The following is a 19921-nucleotide window of genomic DNA, read 5'->3' as shown; positions in this document are numbered from 1 at the left end:
TGTATCTACTGGGCCACAGAAACTCAGGAACCTGATGACGGGGGTTAGCCCGTCAGGATCTGACCTCAGTCCGTCTGAATGACTGCTGCTCAATCCTGCCGCTCACAGGCGAGTTGGGGATAGGTTGGACTGCCTTGCACCATGCAGCAGTTCTCTGGGCCAGCCTTAGTCCTTAATACTCCTGATCATTGCGTTTACCTGTTAAATTTCAGAAAGTGTATACCATCCATATATCCCCTGTCAATGCATCTCGAAAGATTCTTACAACACGAAATACATGTACCTCATTAAATACGTTCACGCCTTGTTCATTCTGTTACAACCTTAAATATGTAACCTTCTAGATCTTTTTCACAAATTCAGACTTCAGCTTCATCGCACCCAAACTATCGATTTTGCAGTCGATATCATGGTCACCGTCAATCAAACGGATATTTTTGACTTTGGTTCCTTGTTTGACAACCAGTGAGCTTCCTTTCACCTTCAGATCCTTAATGACTGTCACAGTGTCTCCATCATTCAGAACATTGCCGTTCGAGTCACGTACTACTTTAGTTTCTTCTGCACGCTCGGTTTCGGATTCCAACGTCCACTCATGTGCACATTCCGGGCATACCAGCAGATTACCGTCCTCGTATGTGTATTCGGAATTGCATTTGGGGCAGTTAGGTAAATTGGACATATCGTTTAAACTCTCCATTCCTTTTTTGGGCTTCTCGCAAGTATACGGGATTCCTCATGTTCCTTCCAGCGAATGGATCACGTTAAATCCATGTTATCCCCCATTCTGCGTTCGGTTAATGGAATTTAAACGAAATTTAAGGTTCACCTCTCCTTACTTTAAAACGCATCCTATACGATATACCTATCCGGGAGAGTTTCCCGCGATATATCCAAATTTAGATTCTGATTCGTGTTAATTTCATATTCGCTTCCGGGTTCAGCCCGTCCATGAAATATATTTCTTCAAAAGGAGTTTCTTGTCATGTCAATGTCCATGTCTTCTTATGTTTTCCCTGTACAAACAGCTTTCTTTATTTTCGTGATCATCGCCATGTTTTTGCTTATTCCGTGGCTCATTTATGGCTATCGCAAAGATGGATTTTTCAGCTGGTCACGCTTTGCCGTCAGTTTTTCGTTCATCTTTTATATTCTCGCTGCGTATTGTCTCGTCATCCTGCCCTTCCCGACAACCCGCAATACGTGTGCCCAGCAGGCAGCAGATACCGTATATTACAATCTCGTCCCCTTCACTTTTGTAAAAGATATCATGAAAGAAACACCGATTGTATGGTCCCAGCCGTCCACCTACATGGGGATGATCCAAGGCAGAGCTTTTCTGCAAATTCTGTTTAATGTGCTGCTGCTCATGCCTCTCGGCATATATATCCGGTATTTTTTTCAAAAGAGATCCTACTGGAAATATGCCCTGCTTGGCGGATTTGGACTTTCCCTGTTTTTTGAGATAACGCAAATCACCGGATTCTACGGCTATTACAGCTGCCCTTATCGACTGTTTGATGTCGATGACCTGCTGTCGAATACGTCAGGAGCGGTACTTGGATTCTTCGCAGCACCGATCCTGCTTGCCCTATTCCCGTCACGTGCCAGCATTCAGGCAAAAAGTGAGCAAATTGTGGAGCAAAACCAAGTGTTCCCGATCCCTCAGCTGCTTGCACTCATCATCGACGGTGTTGTGGTGGTATTTCTATCGAATCTGCTCTCGATCTTCAGTCTATCCAGTACCGATGTGATCAACAGCGCAGCCAATACAACCATCGCGATGCTCATTGTATTGTTTCTCATTCCGAGTATCCGGGACGGTAACACGCCAGGCTCCGCACTTATGCGCTTCCGGTATGTTCGCAGGCAGACAGGGAAACCTTCCATGCCTTTGCTGTTTAAACGCTGGCTCGCGCTTTATGTGCCTTGGCTCATGTTTACCATGATCCGGCTCGTTAACGATTATGCCTTTGTCAATAATGACTCGGTGCTTGAACCCTATAAAGTATGGATTTCGATCGGTATGATCGGTCTCTATATGCTCCTGTTCGGAGCACTCTTCATTCACGTCATATTGGTACTCTTCTCTAGAGGCAGCCGTTCATTCTATTGTGATCATGTATCCAATATCAGAGCTTCCCGTAAATGAATTACGCCGTACATCGGACACTTGGTCAGCAGTAGTGTATTGAAAAGACAAAGAAAAGGCGTCTTCCATCAAGCATGACGGAAGACGCCTTTGATCTGTGTACCATGACGCTATAATTGGCTCGTTTATACGCCAAGCAGTTCCCGCTTGGATGACTCTGGGTCATGCGCAAGTTCAATCTCATGATTGAAGATCAACGTCGCGCGATTCTCCTCATAAGGAGGCCAGTTCACTCCAGCCGTTTCCGGATGGCCATTCTTGGCAAAGGAAATCCAGGCATCCTGCACTTTGCCTGCCAGTTCTGCAGCTGCTGCATCCGGTTCGGCGTTCATGGATTTCAGCGCATGCAGTGTATTGAAAGCAAAGAAGATATCAATGCTGTGAATCGACTTTCTCAGCAATGGATGCTCCGGCATGACCCAATCGAAGCGGTACATCCACACGGGGGCATATTTCTGTTGAGCAGTCGCGTATTGAAGCGCTGAGCGCCAGAAGAACAGATCGGTCATCACCTGAGCCTGTCCGTCTGCCGTTTTGGGATAACTGTCCGCGATCGCTGCCCGGTTCTCCAGATCGGGCGTCATGAAGTCGACCGCTTGTACCATATCAATCTCTTCCGAATAAGGGACATGCGGCTGAATGAACAGCGCACCTTCATGCAGGGTAGTTCCAATCAATACAGGGATGCCTTGGGCAGCTCCCGCACGTACAGCCTCAAGTGGAGACTGCGGGAGCGTTACTCCATCCAGTACGGGCTGAAATAACAATGCCATGGCAGCACCGCTGTGTTTTTTGACCGTTTCGCCAGCAGCAAGGATCTGCTCTGCCGGGATATCTTTCAGCTTATGCAGATCATCCTGGGTTACACCCAGAACCCTCAATACACCGCTCCGGATCTCGGCAGCCTGCTCTGCAGGCATGAACTGCGATGCTCCGCTTTGCATAATGGCACGATGGAACAAGCCCTTGGCCGCCGGCATGGCCATCAATGCAGCAATGCTCATACTGCCGGCCGATTCACCGAATACAGTAACATTGCCAGAATCACCGCCAAAGGCTCCGATGTTATCCTGCACCCATTGCAGGGCAGCAACCTGATCCAGCAGGCCCACGTTGGTTGCAAACCCTTCCCCAAGTGGAGCCATATGCATGAATCCAAGTGGGCCAAGACGATAGTTAATCGTCACAACGATGACATTGCCACGCAGGACCAGATGGGTTCCATCATACAAAGGCTGGCTTCCCGCCCCCGAAGTGAATGAGCCTCCATGAATCCATACCATAACGGGGAGAGGATACTGGCTTTCTTTTTCCGGTGCCCAGATGTTCAGATACAGACTGTCCTCCGACTCGGCAGGAGGATCTCCGAATATCCCTTCTGCTTGATGATGTCTTGGCTGTATATTTTCAGGTCCGAACTGCTTCGCTTCCCTGACTCCATCCCAGGATTCAGGCGGAATCGGGGCTTGAAAGCGCAACTCGCCCACCGGCGGTTTGGCATAAGGGATGCCTTTCCATACACTTGTTCCATGCAGATGTTCTCCCTCAACTGTACCGTACCGTGTGTTAACTTGAAGTTCTCTCATGCGGCGTATACATCCTCTCTGCTATCAAATGTTATACATACTATTGAGTATAGAGCCCCGCCAGATCAATTTACAAGTTTACCCAAAAAGGCCGGGGTTGAGACGTTTCACGTGGAACTTTTATGCACACAACGAAGGAATATTTCGAGGATCAACCCATGATAACAACACAACAACAACTATACGTCTGCAACAGATGTGACTTCACCGGTTATGCAGAAACTACTGCATACGGAGCAGTATTCTCGGTGATTGCAGAGATTTGAAACCATTGCGTGATACGTGAAAAAGGACAGACACCGTGGAATAAACGTCTCGACAGTTTGTTGCAGGTAAAGATATGTAAAATTCGCATCTAAAATAAGCCGCAATCCGTTCTTTTAAATACAAATAAGGCCACCCCTTCGGGTAGCCTTATTTATTTTCAATTTAGCAGATCATTATTGCTGTGCTGCAGCTTCAATATCTGCATATGCCCAGTGAGACGCGGGTACGTCAGAGAACGATTGTGAACCTGTACCCACTGCTGGGGTACGCTTGAACAACACATTTAATACTTTTACTGCTTCAGCACGGGTCAATCGGCTATCCGGTTTGAACGTACCATCGGTGTATCCAGTCATCAAGCCAGCAGATTGTACATATGCGATCGCTTCTGCAGCCCAGGAATCTGTGGACACATCCGTAAAGGATGATCTAGCTTCCAATGCTGCAGTTGCATTGCCCGATTGCTGCTGAATCCAACGGTAAGCAATCGTCGCCATCTGCGCACGTGTGATCGAACCTTCTGGTACAAATTGAGTTGCGCTCATGCCATTCATGATCCCTGCGGATTGAGCTTGTGCAATTTCGCTGTTTGCCCAGTGAGTTGCTGCTACGTCGGCAAAATTACCGGAATTAATAGATTTAGATTCATCCGTCAGGTTACGAGCCAACATGGCTGCCATTTGAGCACGAGTCACGAATGCATCTGGACGGAACTTGTCACCAAAACCTTTGATATATGGTTTATTAATTGTTTCTGCCGCTTTCAGTCCATCGACCACAACCAGTGTGAACGTACTGAATTTGCTTACTGTAAATTCAATGCCTTCACTGCCATCGTTCAGCTGAACCAGCTTCCCTTGCAGCAATTCTTTGGTACCGTCGCTGTGTTCAATATAGATAGCCAGGTTGTCCAAAGCCTTCTGACGTGCTGCTGCATCTGTCGGCAGACTATCACGCAGTGGCAATGTCAGTGTTACTTCACGACTCTGCATATTCGTTTCGATTTCGACTGGACGAGCCAGTACTTTGACATTTGCATCCGGCGTAATTTGCTGAATCAATTGCTCTTGCTTCGCGCGTTCTTCCACTTGCTTGCGCTCGGATTCCTGCTTCATTGGCACAATGCGGAAGTACAAGTCTTGGTCGAAACCAGCGGTCGAAGCCGTAGGAATTGAAATGATTGCATTCTCTGTCGAGATCTCCAGCTTAAGTCCGCCATCATTCAGCTGTTTTACTGCTGCTTTTGGCAGTTCTACGCGAGTCTCGGATACGGAATCTTTGGCATCCGGAATGATGATGCGTGCTGTATCCATGCCAAGCTGTTTCGCTTTTTCTACGGATTCTTTGGCAGTCGCTTCAGACATTGTTACGAGGTCCTTCACCTTACCATTTGTTTCTGTTGTACGTGTAATTGTTGTTTTCACCAAGTTGGTCCCGTTGGTACCATTCACATCCACCGTAAGTGTTTCTTTATTTGTTGCAGGCGTTGATGTTACAGGTGTAGATGAAGATCCACCACCGCTTCCGCCACTGCTTGGCGGCGTGACAACCGGTGTCTTAGGTTCAAAAAACTCGTCAAATGCCGATTGAACCTCGGTATAGCTTACGTAACCGTTAGCTGGCTTTTTATCCAGCATCCATTGTGCGAGTTTTTCGATCTTAGATTCATCACTCGATACATCTGCTAATTTCGAGAAATTCAATGGGAAGTCATCCAGCTTTTCATGATCCGATTGTTTGTTGTACTCTTCCACCTCTTGTTGAATCATCAGAAGTGTAAACAAGGTCTGGCTCATCTCGTCTGCTGTGTTTACATTAAGAGACGGAGAAATGGTCAAGATCATAACCATGCCGAGCACAGCCTTATCCACTGACATACCCTCTTCTTTGAAGATGAGGCGAGCCATATAAGCGATCAATTTCTGATCTACAACAGACCCCTCTACGTACTTTTTGCTAAGCTCACGGAATTCTTCATAATCTTCGAAGTCTTCAATCGAGATATATTCATCGACTTGAGAAAGCTTCATATAGAAATTATCCAAATGACTTTGCATCTCGGCCTGACTCGTTGCCTTATAGGCAAGCACAGCTTCATATGCCAGCTCAACGGTATATCTTACTTGTCCTTCATTTTCATAATCATATTTATCCGGAAGCAAATCAATCAAAGCTTGAGCTACAGCTAACTGCTCTTCAGGAGTAAGATCATTGAATCCCGCAGGGAGTATTACAAGCTCAGGGCTGTTGCGGATAATAGTTAGAACCTCACCTACATTTTCTGCATCCACTGCATCGTTTAATTGTTCCATGGGTGATAATGGGCCAAAGAAAGCATTGAACGTTTGTTGAATTGCCTGGTAGTTTGCGTAACCTTCCACTGGACGCTTATCGATCATCCATTGGGCGAGTTCTTGATATTTTTCATTGGTAATGTCATCAATCTTACTAAGGTTAAGCGGGAAGTCATCCATATATTCTGTTGTAGACAAATCACGGTTATACTGTGTTGATTCTTTCTGTAATAAACGAAGACGTACCAGTGCACTATACATTTGAGGTTTGCTAGTCAGACTGTTAATTGGTCCATACGTTGAAAGATTAGCAGATAACTGCTCACTATACTTATATACTGGTAATGAACTGCGTATAATATCGAATTTAAGCTTGTAGGTCAGAATCTGCTTATCTACTGCTGACAGATTGTTATACTTTTTCCCAATGCTATAAATGGTAGAGATGCTGGAATCCATATTTCCACTGAATACGTCAGGCAGACCTCTCAGCATGTCAAAATACGTTGTAACCCTCTGCTCCACGCTCAGCAAATCACGCGTTTGAAGCAGGTTCCGAGGGTAAACAACCAGGTCAATCACATATTGCACTTGATCTTTACTTACATATCCTTTGCTGCCGTTCATAAGCGTTAGAAACTCAGCCATGGATTCTTTCTCATCCTTGGTCCAGTTGCCAAAATCCTGAGGGAGAATTACTCCGACTTGTGGGTCTTGAACTGCCACGAGTACACCAGCTACATCTGCATGGCTTTTTGCCAAGTTTAGTGCCTCAAGTGGATCTGCTCCTCTATTCTCGGTGTACGTCAATGTCTCGTAAGGACCTGCTGGGCTACTTCCAGTTGCCTTCACACGCACCCATACTGTTTGGGCACCGTCAAATTGAGGTGGATTAGTAGAACTGTAAACAAACCAATCTAAGCCAGCATTCGTGCTGTATTCCATCGTGTCGTCCGCACCCACGATTAAGTTGGTTTCATCATCCGCTGTTACTGCTGGGGCAGCCACTGCGAAGAATGCGTCAAAGGCAGCTTGTACTTCTGCTGTGGTATTGTAGCCTTCAATACCAGGTCTCTTATAAATCATCCAATCTGCCAGTTCCGCCCGTCTCTGCTCATTATTCTGGATTGTAGACATCTTCTCCATGTTGATTGGAAAAGGCTGAACTGCAGCATTTGGATTCATACCAATCATCCAAGTCATTTGATAGTGTGCATAGAGACTATTCAGTGCAGCATCCATGTCTGATCCAGTGATGGGTCTGTTAATTGGAAGATAATCCGACATCAGCACGTTCAGTAATTCAATCTGACCCTTATAATTAATGGGTGTTTGGTGTTGACCTAAAGCAGGTCCAAACATCACAATATTTGTGAATATTTCCTTATCAGCACCTCTTAGCATGCTGTAGGCAGCACTCGCCTCAACCATTGGTTGTGCTTGTTCAGAAGGTAGGAAACCTCTGGCCCGACTAAAATAAAAATTATATATATTATCCAAAAAAAACTGTGCTTCACTTGAATTCATCGTTTTAGGCAATTCTACTAGAAAGCATAAGAAGAAGAAAATGTCGTTAGCTTGACTTTGATTCACATAATCTGTCCCAATTGGCAGCAATAGAGTCATTCCTCGTGCCAGTTCCCTCTTTTGTTCTTCATCCAGCCCATCATAGAGCATTGTTTTATCATCGATTAGACTGCTGTTCTCTATGAGACTTTGAACTTGTGAAATGGTTTGTTCAATATCCTGATCTGATTTTCTGATTTGATTGAGCTGCTCTAATGGGGTAGGATCGGAATCCGCACTTACCCCTCCTACACTAACAACCTGCAAAAACAGAACTGCAACTAATAAACAACTTACTAGCTTCCTGTAAAACATAAACCTGTATCCTCCTCTTTTCTATTCCATTCAAATGGCCGCAATTTAGGTCTATTGTAGTACGCAACTCTGAACGGATTCTGAACAATCAATCTAAAAATTGGAAAAAGACCCTTCTTGAAGGTAAAAACCAGGTTGAATCTCTACATTTTTCGTCATTATTCATCATTTTTTTAATTAACAGATAATCTCGAAGGCCTACTCCCCTCTATGTCGAGCCTATCAATCAACGTGTAGTGAACATCTACAAATTTTACAGTCCAAGGAACCTTAACGAATCAGAGCGGGAACTGGGACAGGATCATGTCATCACTCGCGCAATTGAGGTGAATATGTCATTTGTGTACGCCTTATCAATCATTTATAATTTCGTTCATATGAACAATGTAGATAGATATGCCAACATTCGAAATAACGGTTGACCTATATTTAAGCCAAATGAATAGAAAGGGGGAAATAGCGTTGCTGCAGCTCACCGAGAGACAGGCACAGGAAATCGTCGACAAAATGATGCAGGACATTCCGTATAACATCAACATCATGAATGAACAGGGCATTATTATTGGAAGCGGCCAGAAAGAGCGGGTCGGAACCGTTCATCAGGGTGCTGTTCGGGCACTGACCACAGGAAGCCGAATTGAGGTATGGCAGGACGGGAAATTAGAGAAAATGGGCACCAATGAACCGATTAGGATCAACAACCAGCATGTGGGTGTCATCGGAATCTCCGGTCATCCGGACGAGGTTCGCCCGTTCTGTAACATTGTACGGACAACGGTCGCGCTCCTCATTGAACAACGCAACCAACTGGAGAGTCTGGCTCATGAAACATCGCGTAAGAAGGCCTTTCTGGAACGCCTATTGAATCATTACGGTTCCTATTCCCTGAAGATCAGGAAAGAAGCATTGCAATACAACCTGGATCTGCAGCTGCCAACCGTCCTCCTTTACATCAAGGCCAGTGGAAGTACTCCTGAATTCAATGAAAGTATAGGCAAAGTATTGCTGCAGTTCCCCTCTTTCTCCATGGAGGACGAAGGTGACGCACAGATTATCATGATTCAAAGTGAAACAGATCTTGATTCACTCCTTGAGCGATTACGTCAAGAACAGCCTCACTGCTTGATTTCGGTCAGCCGAAAAGAACCCAACGTTGCTGTTTGTTATGAGCAGGCGAGATCCGTCATGAATATTCTGATGGCACTTCAGCCAGCTACCCCTCTCCTCTATTATGATGATGTGCACTTTCTGGTAAGCTTCAGCAAGGCTCGCCTGACGTCTCAAGCCAACATCATTAGCAGGCTGGAAGACCATGCAGATCTGCTGGAAACCTTGCGCAGCTTCATCCACCATAACGGAAGCATGACCATAACGGCTACCGATCTGAACATTCATCGCAATACGCTGCAGTATCGCCTCAAACGCATAGAGACTATTACGGGCAGAGACCCTCACAACTGGTTCGAACTGATCGAACTTACCCATGGACTGCTCTCACTCCATCAGTGACAACAGCCATCATAAAAAAGAGAGACGGGCATGCAGCATCTGCACGCTGGCAGATCCGCAACCCGTCTCCGTTATAACTTTGATTGATCATTTCATCCCGATTGATCATCAAGATCACAAACCCAACTTCAGCACTCTTGCAATATTCTCCATGGTACGCTCCACATTCTCCGGCCCTTCACGAAGCAGCTTACCCAGATCGGCTGCCCCCGGTACAATACCGAATACGGCATCAATACCTTCCGTGTACAGTGTATCGATACCTTCACCAACATACCCTGCAATGGCGATCACCGGTTTGCCTGCTTCCTTGGCGGCCTGTGCAACACCGTAAGGAGTTTTGCCGAATTTCGTTTGAAAATCGATTCCGCCCTCACCTGTAAACACCACATCTGCATGATCCAGCTTGCCCTGCAAACCTGTGTACTCGATGACAATCTCAATGCCTTTACGCAGAACGGCCTGGGTAAAAATCAGCAATCCTGCACCCAGTCCACCTGCTGCTCCGGCGCCTGGAACATCCCGAATATCTTTGCCCAGCTGCTGTTTCACCACCTCCGCATAATGAGAGAGATTGCCATCCAGCAGCTGTACCATTTCCGGTGTAGCCCCCTTCTGCGGCCCAAATACCCTTGAAGCACCATGCTCTCCGCACAACGGATTGGTCACATCACAGGCTACAATGAGCTCCACTTCCTGCAAACGCGGGTCCAGACCCGACACATCGATATGGGCCAACTTGTTCAGATCCCCACCGCCACGAGCAAGTGGCTGCCCTTGGGCATCCAGAAACTTCGCCCCGAGCGCCTCAGCCATGCCTGTGCCGCCATCGTTGGTGGCACTGCCACCAATCCCGATAATGATTTTGCGAATGCCAAGATCCAGACATGCCCGAATCAGTTCTCCTGTTCCGTAAGTGGTCGTGCGGAGCGGGTCCCTGCTGTCCGGGGTTACCAGATGAATGCCGCTGGCCGATGCCATCTCAATGGCTGCCGTGGTACCGTCCCCCAGAATGCCATACTGCGCCATGATCGGTTGACCAAGCGGCCCGCTCACCTCTTTCCGGTGAATGACACCATTCGAAGCATCCACCAATGATTGCACGGTCCCCTCCCCGCCGTCTGCCATGGGCACATGGATGTAACTGGCGGTCGGGTAGATTTTACGCAATCCTTTTTCCATCGCAATACAGACTTCCTTCGCCGTCATGCTCTCCTTGAATGAATCCGGTGCCAGTACAAATGTCTTCTCTCCCATTCTTCTCACCCCATCCTTGTTATTAGAGGATAAATCCGTATAGTAATGTGGCTACAATCGCCATCGTCCCACCTACAATAGCTTCATAAGGAATGACGCCCATCCGCTGCCGGATCGTCATCTTCATGCTGTCTGCCGAAACGTGGAAGTAATTCCCCTGAGGCAGAGAATCAATGACGGTTGCCCCGGTGTGCACCATAACCGCTGCTGCGAGCGGAGCCGTCCCCATGTTCAGAATCGCGTCGCCAAACGAGCCTGTTGCCAGTATGACACCGGTTGATGTAGAGGCAGTAGCTGCTGCCATCAGAATACCCGCAATCGGCGCCAGGAAGGTGCCTGAGATGCCGGATGCTTCAATTAAACTAACCACCTGACCTGACAAGTCGGATGCAGAGATCAGACCCGCAATTCCGCCTGCGCCGATCAGAATAAGCACGGTTGCTGTCATTTTATTTAATCCGGAAGTTGTGTACTTCACAATGTTTCTACCTTGTCCCATCGCCAGCATGCCGATGATGCCGGCAAGCGGTAGAATATACATCGCATCCACTTTGAACGTGGATAGTACTTCTACCCCTGTTATTGAACCAATCGGGTTAATCATTAACAAAATGATAGCTACCAGAGGTGCAACAATTGCTTTTCTCAGCGGCGGGTACTGTGAGGTATCCACTTCACCCTGTTCCGCTTCCTGATCAGTAACCATTACGCCTTTATTTTTGAGCATTGAAGCGACGATAACGGTTACAATTAATCCGCAGATGGCTGGAATCACACCTGCCAGCATGACATTGCTGAGATCCAGATCGAATCCACGTGCCGCTGCAATCGTATTGGGATTCGGAGAGATAATGTTCCCCGCCTTACCACCGCCAGATAGCGCAAGAATCAAGGCCAGTTTGGAAATACCCATTTTGTTACCCACAGACAAGGCGATTGGTGCCACTATAAGTACGGCAACGGGGATGAACACCCCAACAGCTGTAATAATCATCGTGGCCAGTGCCAATGCTAGAATTGCCTTGCTTCCACCAAATTTTCGCACAATCGCCTGAGCTATTGTCTCTGCCGCTCCAGACTCCATCATGACACCTGCCAGAACCCCTGCCGCAAGAACGCGGAGCACGGTGCCCATGACGCTTTGCGTGCCATTCACCAATATGTTTACGGTCTCTTCCAGGTTTGCTCCACCAATTAAAGCGCCTACAATTGCCCCCAGAAATAAAGAATAGACCGGGTTCAGCTTCCTTAAGATCAATATGATGGCAATAGCAAGCCCTGCCAGTGCGCCAATCCAACTAATAGTTAAAGCCTCCATTGTGATTGCCCCCTTGCTCTTGTTGAACACGCTTTCATTATAGAGGCTGGCGTATCAAATAAATATTGATTAAAGGACGAAATTCATTGTGCATATGCACAACAGCCTGCTGCTCAATGATTCGAGGCAGCAGGCTGTTCTGCGTTTAGGTGACTGGCTTATAGTCGTTTAACTTTCCTTCGTATACCAGCTTCAGGCGATCGCTTTGACGAAAATCATCAGGGGTCACCAGTGCAGGCAGCTTATTCCACAGCTTAATTCCCGAACGTTGAAGAATCTCAGCCACGAACTGGGAGCAAAAGTAGGAGTTGCTGAATTCCACTGGCTCCTTCAGGGTAATGCCGATGACTCCCAGCAGATTGTACATGTACTTCTGACGGCTGCGGATGAAAATCTGCAGCACGCGTTTCATTTTTTCCACCTCGCGGTCCGTAACCTGAAGCTCATAAATGACACATGTTGTATTCGGATATTTGCTATATGTACCCGTCTGAATATCCTCCTTCACAAAACCGCCATTCAGCGGATTGTTCGGGTGCTTGCGGCCGAAGCTGTACAGCTCGGATAATTCCCGGTTGAAAGAGATTGAGGCATGATTGTATGGTGCTCTCGTGTAACTCTGAATAACCTTGGTAAACAGTGTCCCTGTATTCGTAAGCAGGATGTAGATTGAACGGTCGGCTGTCATAACGAAATTTCCCCTTATCAAGTTGGCACTATTCCTTCATAATAACATAGGTACCCAATTATGGGATCTTACTTCTGGAATAAGCAGGTGATTGGTTCGTGAGCAGCTCGCTCTTCACATTAACGCTCATTTTTGCAGCATTACTCGTCATACATATCGTGTATAAAATCATTGCCAGGCTTCAGCCGGACAAGGATTATTCAGGCATTGGCAACAAAATCAAGACCTGGTGGGGCATGCTCGTCATTTTCTGTCTCGCTACACTCTTCAATCCGATTGTTTCCCTCATCTCATTGATGGTACTTGCGTTCTTCGCGCTCAAAGAGTATTTCTCCATGATCCGCAGTACCCGAAAGGCTGACCGCCGGCTGTTCCTATGGGCTTATCTCGCTATACCGGTGCAGTTCTATTGGATCTATATTGGATGGTATGGGATGTTTATCGTCTTTATTCCGCTGTATGTCTTCCTCGTGCTGCCCCTGCCCCGCTTGATTAATAAGGGAACAGTCGGCTTCCTGCGAAGTGTAAGTTCTACGCAGTGGGGATTGATGCTGATGGTATTCGGGCTCAGCCATCTGGCTTACTTTCCGTTCGCAACACCGGAATATGGGTCGAAGCTGGTCCTGTTTCTGGTCGTGTTAACACAGCTTAACGATGTGGTCCACTATCTGGTCTCCCTCTATCTGGGGAAACGAAAAGTGGTACCCACAGCTAATCCATTTTTGACATGGGAAGGATTCGCCTGTGCACTCGTGATCACAACGGCAGCCTCCTATTTCATCCACCCTTATCTGACTCCGTTCGATTGGCAATTCGGAATCTTTATCGGTGTATTGATCAGCCTTGCCGGTTTCTTCGGAAGTCTGACGGTGTCTGTACTCAAGCGGGACTTGTTAATTGGGGACGACAACAAATTCGATGCACTCAAAAAAAGTTATCTGAGCCGGGTCGACAGCCTGACCTATACGTCTCCGGTCATGTTTCATGTCGTTCGTTATTTCTTCGACTTCATGTAGATCAGACAACACTTACCGCAAGATGCATTTTTGGAGATCATGCCAAACGAAAAAACTGCACCTCAATTGTTAGATGGTGTCCAACAATTGGGGGGCAGTTCAATATCGGCTGCTTATTCTTTATTTTTTCAACTGAACTTCCTGCTCGGCCAGTATTTCCTTACCCGCTTCATTCTTGTAGACAAGTGTGATCTTACCCCGTTCACCCTTCATTTCATCCGAGTACTTAAAGCCGGAGAACTGTCCGTTCCCGCTAATATAGAAGCCTTCTTTACCGTCACCACCATGCTGAATGGCCTCTGCAGGCGAGTTAATAATGGTAATCTGGTTGGATGTCCACCGCAGCTCAGAGAGGGTGTAGCCCTCTGGCACCTGGCTCACGGAGAAGTCAAAGCTTTTGTTATTCTCTGTCGGCTTGTCCGATTGGTCAATTTGAATGATGATCTGTTCGTCATTTGCTGATGAATCGGATTGAGCAGACAGCTTCCCTTCATCGCCATCCGCCGTGTTCGCCGGGTCCTCATTGCCCTGTTTGGCATCCGAGTTCGGAATGGAGCCTTTTCCCGCTTCCTCGATAGGTTGCTTGGATTGCGGATAAGCGTGTTCCTGAACCGATTCATTGTTATTTTTCGCGCCACAGGCGCTGATCAGCAGCAGAATGCAAAGCACCGATGCCCAAAGAGCAAATGTATTCGTGTTCTTTTTCATCATTGGAACTCCTTCCATCTTGGTCTAATCCATCTAAACGACACATGCCTTATTAATCACTACACCATATCGTCCCTCATGAAGCTCCATAATATGTAAACCATCCGAATTTGATCATTACAGCCACACTTCGATGAGTTCTGAACTATTGACGTGTTACCTTGGTTAGACAAAGGCATTACCGAATTTAGGGGGGAACATATTGAATCGCTTGGTTTACATCATACTTGTCATCATTGCCACTTCGCTTATGGGTTCTTCTTTTGCTGTTGGCAAAATTGGGCTCGCTTATATTTCTCCACTTCTTCTCGTAGGTATCCGCTTTACACTGGCTGGGGGACTCATGGCACTATGGGTGTGGAACAAAAATCTTCCTTCTACCTTACCGGACTGGACCCGATTATTCGTTATTGGTGTGTTCCAGACAACCGGGGTTATGGCCTGCATCTTTCTTAGCATGCGTACCATTCCTTCTGGAGAGACCTCCATTCTTACGTCTACCAATCCGTTGCTGGTCGTTATTCTGGGAGGTCTGTTTCTCCATCTGAAATACCGGTTTTATCAGTGGATAGGTGTCGTTATTGGTATTGCAGGAGTGTTTGTTACGTTGGGATTTCACTTGCAGTTATCAGAAGGAACGTGGCTGGGCATAGGCTCCGCCGTGTCGTGGGCCATTGCTACTTTACTCGTAAAAAAGTGGGGGGCCCGCTTCAGCACCTGGGTATTGACCGCTTATCAAATGTTATTCGGCGGCCTGCTCCTATTACTGCTCAGTTTATCGCTGGAGACACCACATCTGGAGCTTAACGCCATTTCCATTCGTGCTGTTCTATACCTGGCATTGCTTGGCTCCATTGTTCAGTTTGCTACATGGTACTACCTGCTGAGCAAAGGCGATCCTGGCAAAACAAGCGCCTTTCTTTTTCTAGCTCCGTTCTTCGGCATACTATCCGGCTGGCTGCTTCTTGGGGAGGTCATCCGGAGCTACGTTTATATTGGCGGGTTATTTATATTCCTGGGGATCTTTTTGGTAAACTGGACTGGAGGAAAGAAACACATTGCATTGAAATAAAAATATTCATGCCTGATTTTCGGCGATGCCCTGCGCATCGTTTTTTTATAATAACAAAGACAGATGTGACTTCCGATAGGACTGCATCTTGCTAGCTGGACCAAAAATCGTAAGGACGTGCGTTTAATGATCTCTGCTGAACTGAAAGAACAATATTATCAGGCTCTGGTTGCCAAAGATTCGGAATACGAAGGTTTATTCTACGTTGGTGTCAAAACGACGGGGGTATTTTGCCGCCCTACCTGCCCTGCACGGAAGCCCAAATATGAAAACTGTGAATTTTACGAGACCGCACAGCAGGCACTGCTTGCTTCATTTCGCCCCTGTCAGCGCTGCCGTCCGTTATCCCACCCCAACCAGGTATCTGATGTAGTCCGAATACTGGTCGAGGCCGTGGAGAACAATCCGGAAAAGCGCTGGAAAGGTCAGGATTTCAAGGATTTATCCATCGATGAGTCCACGGCACGCCGCCAGTTCAAAAAGCGGTTCGGCATGACCTTTGTGGAGTATGCTCGCGCACGTCGTATGGGACTGGCTTTGAAGAATATCCGCTCAGGCCGCACCATTATCGATGCCCAGCTATCAACAGGTTACGAATCCAGCAGCGGCTTCCGGGATGCTTTCTCCCGAATTATGGGCGCTGCTCCTACTCATGTGGATGACGGGCGGGTGCTGAAGGCCTCCTGGATTGATACCCGTCTTGGACCCATGATGGCCGTGGCTGATGATACAGCCCTGTATTTGCTTGAATTTGTGGATCGCAGAGGTCTGGAGCGGGAAGTGGAGCGCCTTCGGAAACGAACCAAGTCCGCTATCGTACCGGGTGTAACTGAACCCATTCACTCTATCGAGCGGGAACTGGCAGCGTATTTTGACGGGACTTTAACGGCATTCAACACCCCGTTGTTCTGTTTAGGAACACCATTCCAAAAGAGCGTCTGGGAGCAGCTTATGGCGATTCCGCCAGGCGAGACAAGGTCATATCAGGATATCGCTGTTGCACTGGGTAAACCGTCCGCATGCCGTGCAGTCGCACAGGCCAATGGGGCGAATCAACTGGCCATTGTCATCCCGTGCCACAGGGTCATTAATGCAAGTGGCGATCTCGGTGGGTACGGCGGTGGCCTCACTCGCAAGAACTGGCTGTTAACCCATGAGAAGACTGCTTTTGGACAAATTCGTTGAGACATAGTCAGTGAAAGTATATCCATTTATAACGATATAACGGAGGAGAATCATCCTATGCAGACCCTAAAAGAACAAGCAGAGCTATTTCACCAGCTGCACATCAAAGGTAATCCACTCGTGCTAATCAATGTGTGGGATGCCGGAAGTACAAAAGCCATTGAATCGATTGGAGCCGCAGCCATAGCCACCGGAAGCTGGTCTGTTGCCGCGGCTCATGGGGAGCAGGACGGAGAGATCATGCCGTTTGAATGGGTACTTTCCAATCTCGCTCGCATCACATCCAGTACTAAACTGCCTGTTACCATCGATATTGAGGGAGGGCATGGCAGGTATGCGTCAGAAGTGAAGGAGAATGTCCTCCGGGTAATCAAGCGTGGTGCTGTCGGCATTAACATCGAAGATCAACTTCCTGGTGGAACAGGTCTATATGCCATTGAGGAATTCGTTCTGCGCTTGAGAGCCGCTCGGGAAGCCGCTGAACGAATGGACATTCCCCTATTCATTAACGCTCGCACGGATATATTTCTGCAAACGGCACCAGCGCAGCATACCTCATTCCACCTGGAAGAAGCCCTAGTACGATCCCACGCTTATGCAGAGGCAGGAGCCAGCGGGCTATTCGTTCCAGGTCTACAGGATCCACAACTCATTCAGGAATTGTGTGAACACTCCCCGATTCCAGTCAACGTAATGGTGACATCTAATGAGCCAACCCCAGCACAGCTCGCGAGGCTCGGGGTAGCCCGGGTAAGCTACGGACCTTATCCTTATCAGAGTGCCATGGAACACTTGAAAGAACTCGGACGAAGCATTTTACTCGAAACAAGCTAAGAAGATTACAGGTGCAGGAATAATTATATAAACAGAAAAACACGAGGCAGTAATGCACTCGTGTTTGTTTACGTTTGATTCCATAGATCCACACAGCCTTCTAACGTATACCGATAACCACTACTCTTTTCTGCCCTTCATCGTAAGCGGCGCATTCTTCATCATGGGATAGGTGCATAGAATGAACCCCCAGCTCAAAGCCCCCAAGACCGTGGCAAACACAAGGATATTGATACTCGTGAACCATTTTACCAGAGCACTCAGGTCGGACAAAACGAAAGCCAGCGTAAGAATCAGGCCTAAGCCGAAGAACAGGATCAGGAAATTGCGCATTCCCAGCCGTATCCAGCAAACCGTCAAAAAGATAGATAACCCGAGGACAAGAAATCCAATCATCAAGTCAATCCAGAGATAGGACAGGAATTGATAATCACTGGAGTGTAGCCTACCCAACTGATAAAAGGTTACACCAAGCCATCCAGCTTCATGAAGCAGATGCATGATGAGATAGATCACATTCAGAATGGTAATGGTACCAACCACCATCCATGCAGAGATGAGGTAGAAGGATTTCAGAAACTGAATTCGGGTGCTCCCCAGTCCAATTGCAACGGGGTACAGTGTAATGAGACCTGCCACAGCAAATGCACAGATCCCCCCATACATGGGCCCGAACAGCTGAGTGGTAAAAGCAACATCAAATATGAAGCCCACTGCCAGATATACGGCCGTAAGCATAAGTGTAATGAGTGAGAAGAGCATCAGATACCAACGCATATCATCCAGAATCAGTCGATTTGTACCTTTTACTGCATTCATCCCTTAAGCACCTCCTGTTTCCGCGTCAGGTTAACCAAATAGTCCTGCAGGGTCGCTTTTTCAATGGAAAGACCATGCGCCTGCGCTATATCTCTCCACTCCTTGGAGTAAGAGGCGTCAATCATCACCTTTTTTGTTGACCCGAGCTGTGCAGACTCCATGATGTTTTCGCCTTGGGTAACCTGATCTATATCACGAATTAACCCTGTTAGCAGAATTCCCTTTTCGCGCATCTCTTCCATCTGTTCATGACACAGTACGCCGCCTTGATGGAGCACGATGAGTGACTCACATAACGGCTGAATCTCTTCAATATGATGGCTAGAAACCAGAATCAAACGGGGATGCTCTTCATAACTTTCAAGCAAGGTATTATAGAAAAATTTGCGTTTCTCTGCATCCAATCCGTTGGTCGGCTCATCCAGAATGGTAACACTCGCATGGCTTGCGAGGCCAAGAACCATCTGGGCAGCTGTTTTCATCCCTTTGGAAAATTTGATGATCTTCCTTTTGGAAGGTAATTCAAACAGATCAATTAACCGCTCCGCCAATTCCTGATTCCACTCTGGATGGAAATACTGACCGAATCGTACCAGGTCACTTATTGTCCAGTTCCTGCCCAGCGGGTGATTCTCCTGAACGTAGCAGAGATGCTTCTGAGCAGCCAGATTATTATAGGGGTCCTCCCCCATGATTTGAATGCTGCCCTGATCAGGACGGTTATGTCCAGCAAGCAAACTCATAAGTGTTGTCTTCCCGGCTCCGTTCCTCCCCCAGATCGCACTAATGACCGGCTCACTTTCATGCAATGTGACATGGTCCAAAACAGGTGTCTGATGATAACCGTAGCTTACCTGATCTACACGAATCATGACTCACTCTCCTTGTCTCTCTTGCCTTTAATCAGATCAATAATCATGTCTTCATTCATATGAATCCGTCTGGCTTCCTCGAGCAGTGGCTTAATGTATTCTTCGTAAAAATGCTGTTTTCGTTCAACCAGCAGTGCATCTCTTGCTCCTTTGGCGACAAACATCCCAACACCTCGCTGTTTATAAATGATTCCTCTGTCCACAAGCTCCTGCAGCCCTTTGCGCGCTGTTGCCGGATTGATATTGTAGAAACGTGAGAGCTCATTGGTCGATGGAACCTGCTCTTCCGCTTGTAATCTGCCTTCCACAATATCATCCATAATCATCATGGCAATCTGATGAAATATGGGCTGTGATTCATCCAAAGTCGATTTCATGCCAATCCAACTTTCGTTATTTAGGTTAATTGGTTAGTTACTCATGTAACTAACTATAGTACACAGATATTCAAAAGTAAATAGCC

The 19921-nt window shown here is 47.2% G+C and carries 16 protein-coding genes; 6 read left to right on the top strand and 10 right to left on the bottom strand.

Annotation, left to right across the window (positions count from 1 at the left end; all coding sequences use genetic code 11):
• Window positions 1–340 precede the first annotated feature (340 nt).
• Window positions 341–682 (bottom strand): zinc ribbon domain-containing protein YjdM, encoded by a 342-nt coding sequence (locus tag ABIC22_RS10395; RefSeq protein ID WP_095290698.1) that lies wholly within the window; start codon window positions 680–682, stop codon window positions 341–343.
• Window positions 683–985: 303 nt separating this feature from the next.
• Here ABIC22_RS10395 and ABIC22_RS10390 point away from each other — a divergent pair, with 303 nt between their 5' ends.
• Entirely contained in the window at window positions 986–2152 is a 1167-nt protein-coding gene (locus tag ABIC22_RS10390; RefSeq protein ID WP_354480628.1) for a VanZ family protein, read from the top strand.
• Between the two features lie 125 nt (window positions 2153–2277).
• Here ABIC22_RS10390 and ABIC22_RS10385 read toward each other — a convergent pair whose 3' ends face one another.
• On the bottom strand, window positions 2278–3738 hold the full coding sequence (locus ABIC22_RS10385; protein WP_354480626.1) for a carboxylesterase/lipase family protein: 1461 nt from the start codon (window positions 3736–3738) through the stop codon (window positions 2278–2280).
• A 440-nt stretch (window positions 3739–4178) separates the two neighbouring features.
• The gene (locus ABIC22_RS10380) at window positions 4179–8180 is read right to left on the bottom strand and encodes a DUF4073 domain-containing protein (RefSeq protein ID WP_354480624.1); all 4002 of its coding nucleotides are present in this window, start codon (window positions 8178–8180) and stop codon (window positions 4179–4181) included.
• 462 nt (window positions 8181–8642) lie between these two features.
• Between ABIC22_RS10380 and ABIC22_RS10375 the strand changes: the two genes are divergently transcribed.
• On the top strand, window positions 8643–9689 hold the full coding sequence (locus tag ABIC22_RS10375; RefSeq protein WP_354480622.1) for a CdaR family transcriptional regulator: 1047 nt from the start codon (window positions 8643–8645) through the stop codon (window positions 9687–9689).
• 114 nt (window positions 9690–9803) lie between these two features.
• Here ABIC22_RS10375 and ABIC22_RS10370 read toward each other — a convergent pair whose 3' ends face one another.
• The 3 genes from ABIC22_RS10370 to ABIC22_RS10360 form a co-directional block, all read right to left on the bottom strand.
• Entirely contained in the window at window positions 9804–10946 is a 1143-nt protein-coding gene (locus tag ABIC22_RS10370) for a glycerate kinase (RefSeq protein WP_354480620.1), read from the bottom strand.
• 22 nt (window positions 10947–10968) lie between these two features.
• Complete coding sequence (locus ABIC22_RS10365) at window positions 10969–12294, bottom strand: GntP family permease (protein WP_354480618.1); 1326 nt, start codon at window positions 12292–12294, stop codon at window positions 10969–10971.
• 115 nt (window positions 12295–12409) lie between these two features.
• Window positions 12410–12952 (bottom strand): hypothetical protein, encoded by a 543-nt coding sequence (locus tag ABIC22_RS10360; RefSeq protein ID WP_354480616.1) that lies wholly within the window; start codon window positions 12950–12952, stop codon window positions 12410–12412.
• A gap of 98 nt (window positions 12953–13050) precedes the next feature.
• Here ABIC22_RS10360 and ABIC22_RS10355 point away from each other — a divergent pair, with 98 nt between their 5' ends.
• Complete coding sequence (locus ABIC22_RS10355; RefSeq protein WP_354480615.1) at window positions 13051–13968, top strand: phosphatidate cytidylyltransferase; 918 nt, start codon at window positions 13051–13053, stop codon at window positions 13966–13968.
• Between the two features lie 120 nt (window positions 13969–14088).
• Here the strand turns inward: ABIC22_RS10355 and ABIC22_RS10350 are convergent, their stop codons facing one another.
• A complete protein-coding gene (locus tag ABIC22_RS10350) occupies window positions 14089–14679 on the bottom strand; it encodes a hypothetical protein (RefSeq protein WP_354480613.1) in 591 nt (196 codons plus the stop codon).
• Window positions 14680–14878: 199 nt separating this feature from the next.
• On the opposite strand from ABIC22_RS10350, the gene ABIC22_RS10345 reads away from it, so the two are divergent.
• The 3 genes from ABIC22_RS10345 (at window position 14879) to ABIC22_RS10335 (ending at window position 17767) form a co-directional block, all read left to right on the top strand.
• A complete protein-coding gene (locus ABIC22_RS10345; protein WP_354480611.1) occupies window positions 14879–15748 on the top strand; it encodes a DMT family transporter in 870 nt (289 codons plus the stop codon).
• A 126-nt stretch (window positions 15749–15874) separates the two neighbouring features.
• A complete protein-coding gene (locus ABIC22_RS10340; RefSeq protein ID WP_354480609.1) occupies window positions 15875–16933 on the top strand; it encodes a bifunctional transcriptional activator/DNA repair enzyme AdaA in 1059 nt (352 codons plus the stop codon).
• 57 nt (window positions 16934–16990) lie between these two features.
• Window positions 16991–17767 carry an isocitrate lyase/PEP mutase family protein gene (locus ABIC22_RS10335; protein WP_354480608.1) on the top strand — a complete coding sequence of 259 codons (777 nt, stop codon included), beginning with the start codon at window positions 16991–16993 and terminating at the stop codon, window positions 17765–17767.
• 120 nt (window positions 17768–17887) lie between these two features.
• Here the strand turns inward: ABIC22_RS10335 and ABIC22_RS10330 are convergent, their stop codons facing one another.
• The 3 genes from ABIC22_RS10330 to ABIC22_RS10320 are packed head-to-tail and all read right to left on the bottom strand — an operon-like array spanning window position 17888 to window position 19835.
• Window positions 17888–18586, bottom strand: coding sequence for a hypothetical protein (locus ABIC22_RS10330; protein WP_127537531.1), 699 nt, complete (start codon window positions 18584–18586; stop codon window positions 17888–17890).
• Entirely contained in the window at window positions 18583–19458 is an 876-nt protein-coding gene (locus tag ABIC22_RS10325; RefSeq protein WP_127537532.1) for an ATP-binding cassette domain-containing protein, read from the bottom strand. Before ABIC22_RS10325 ends, ABIC22_RS10330 begins: the two co-directional genes overlap by 4 nt.
• Entirely contained in the window at window positions 19455–19835 is a 381-nt protein-coding gene (locus ABIC22_RS10320; RefSeq protein ID WP_127537533.1) for a GntR family transcriptional regulator, read from the bottom strand. Before ABIC22_RS10320 ends, ABIC22_RS10325 begins: the two co-directional genes overlap by 4 nt.
• Between the last annotated feature and the right edge of the window lie 86 nt (window positions 19836–19921).

It is taken from the genome of Paenibacillus sp. PvP094 (genome assembly GCF_040546835.1).
GTDB classification, from domain to species: Bacteria; Bacillota; Bacilli; order Paenibacillales; family Paenibacillaceae; genus Paenibacillus; species Paenibacillus illinoisensis.
This window is presented reverse-complemented; position numbering and strand designations above follow the sequence as displayed.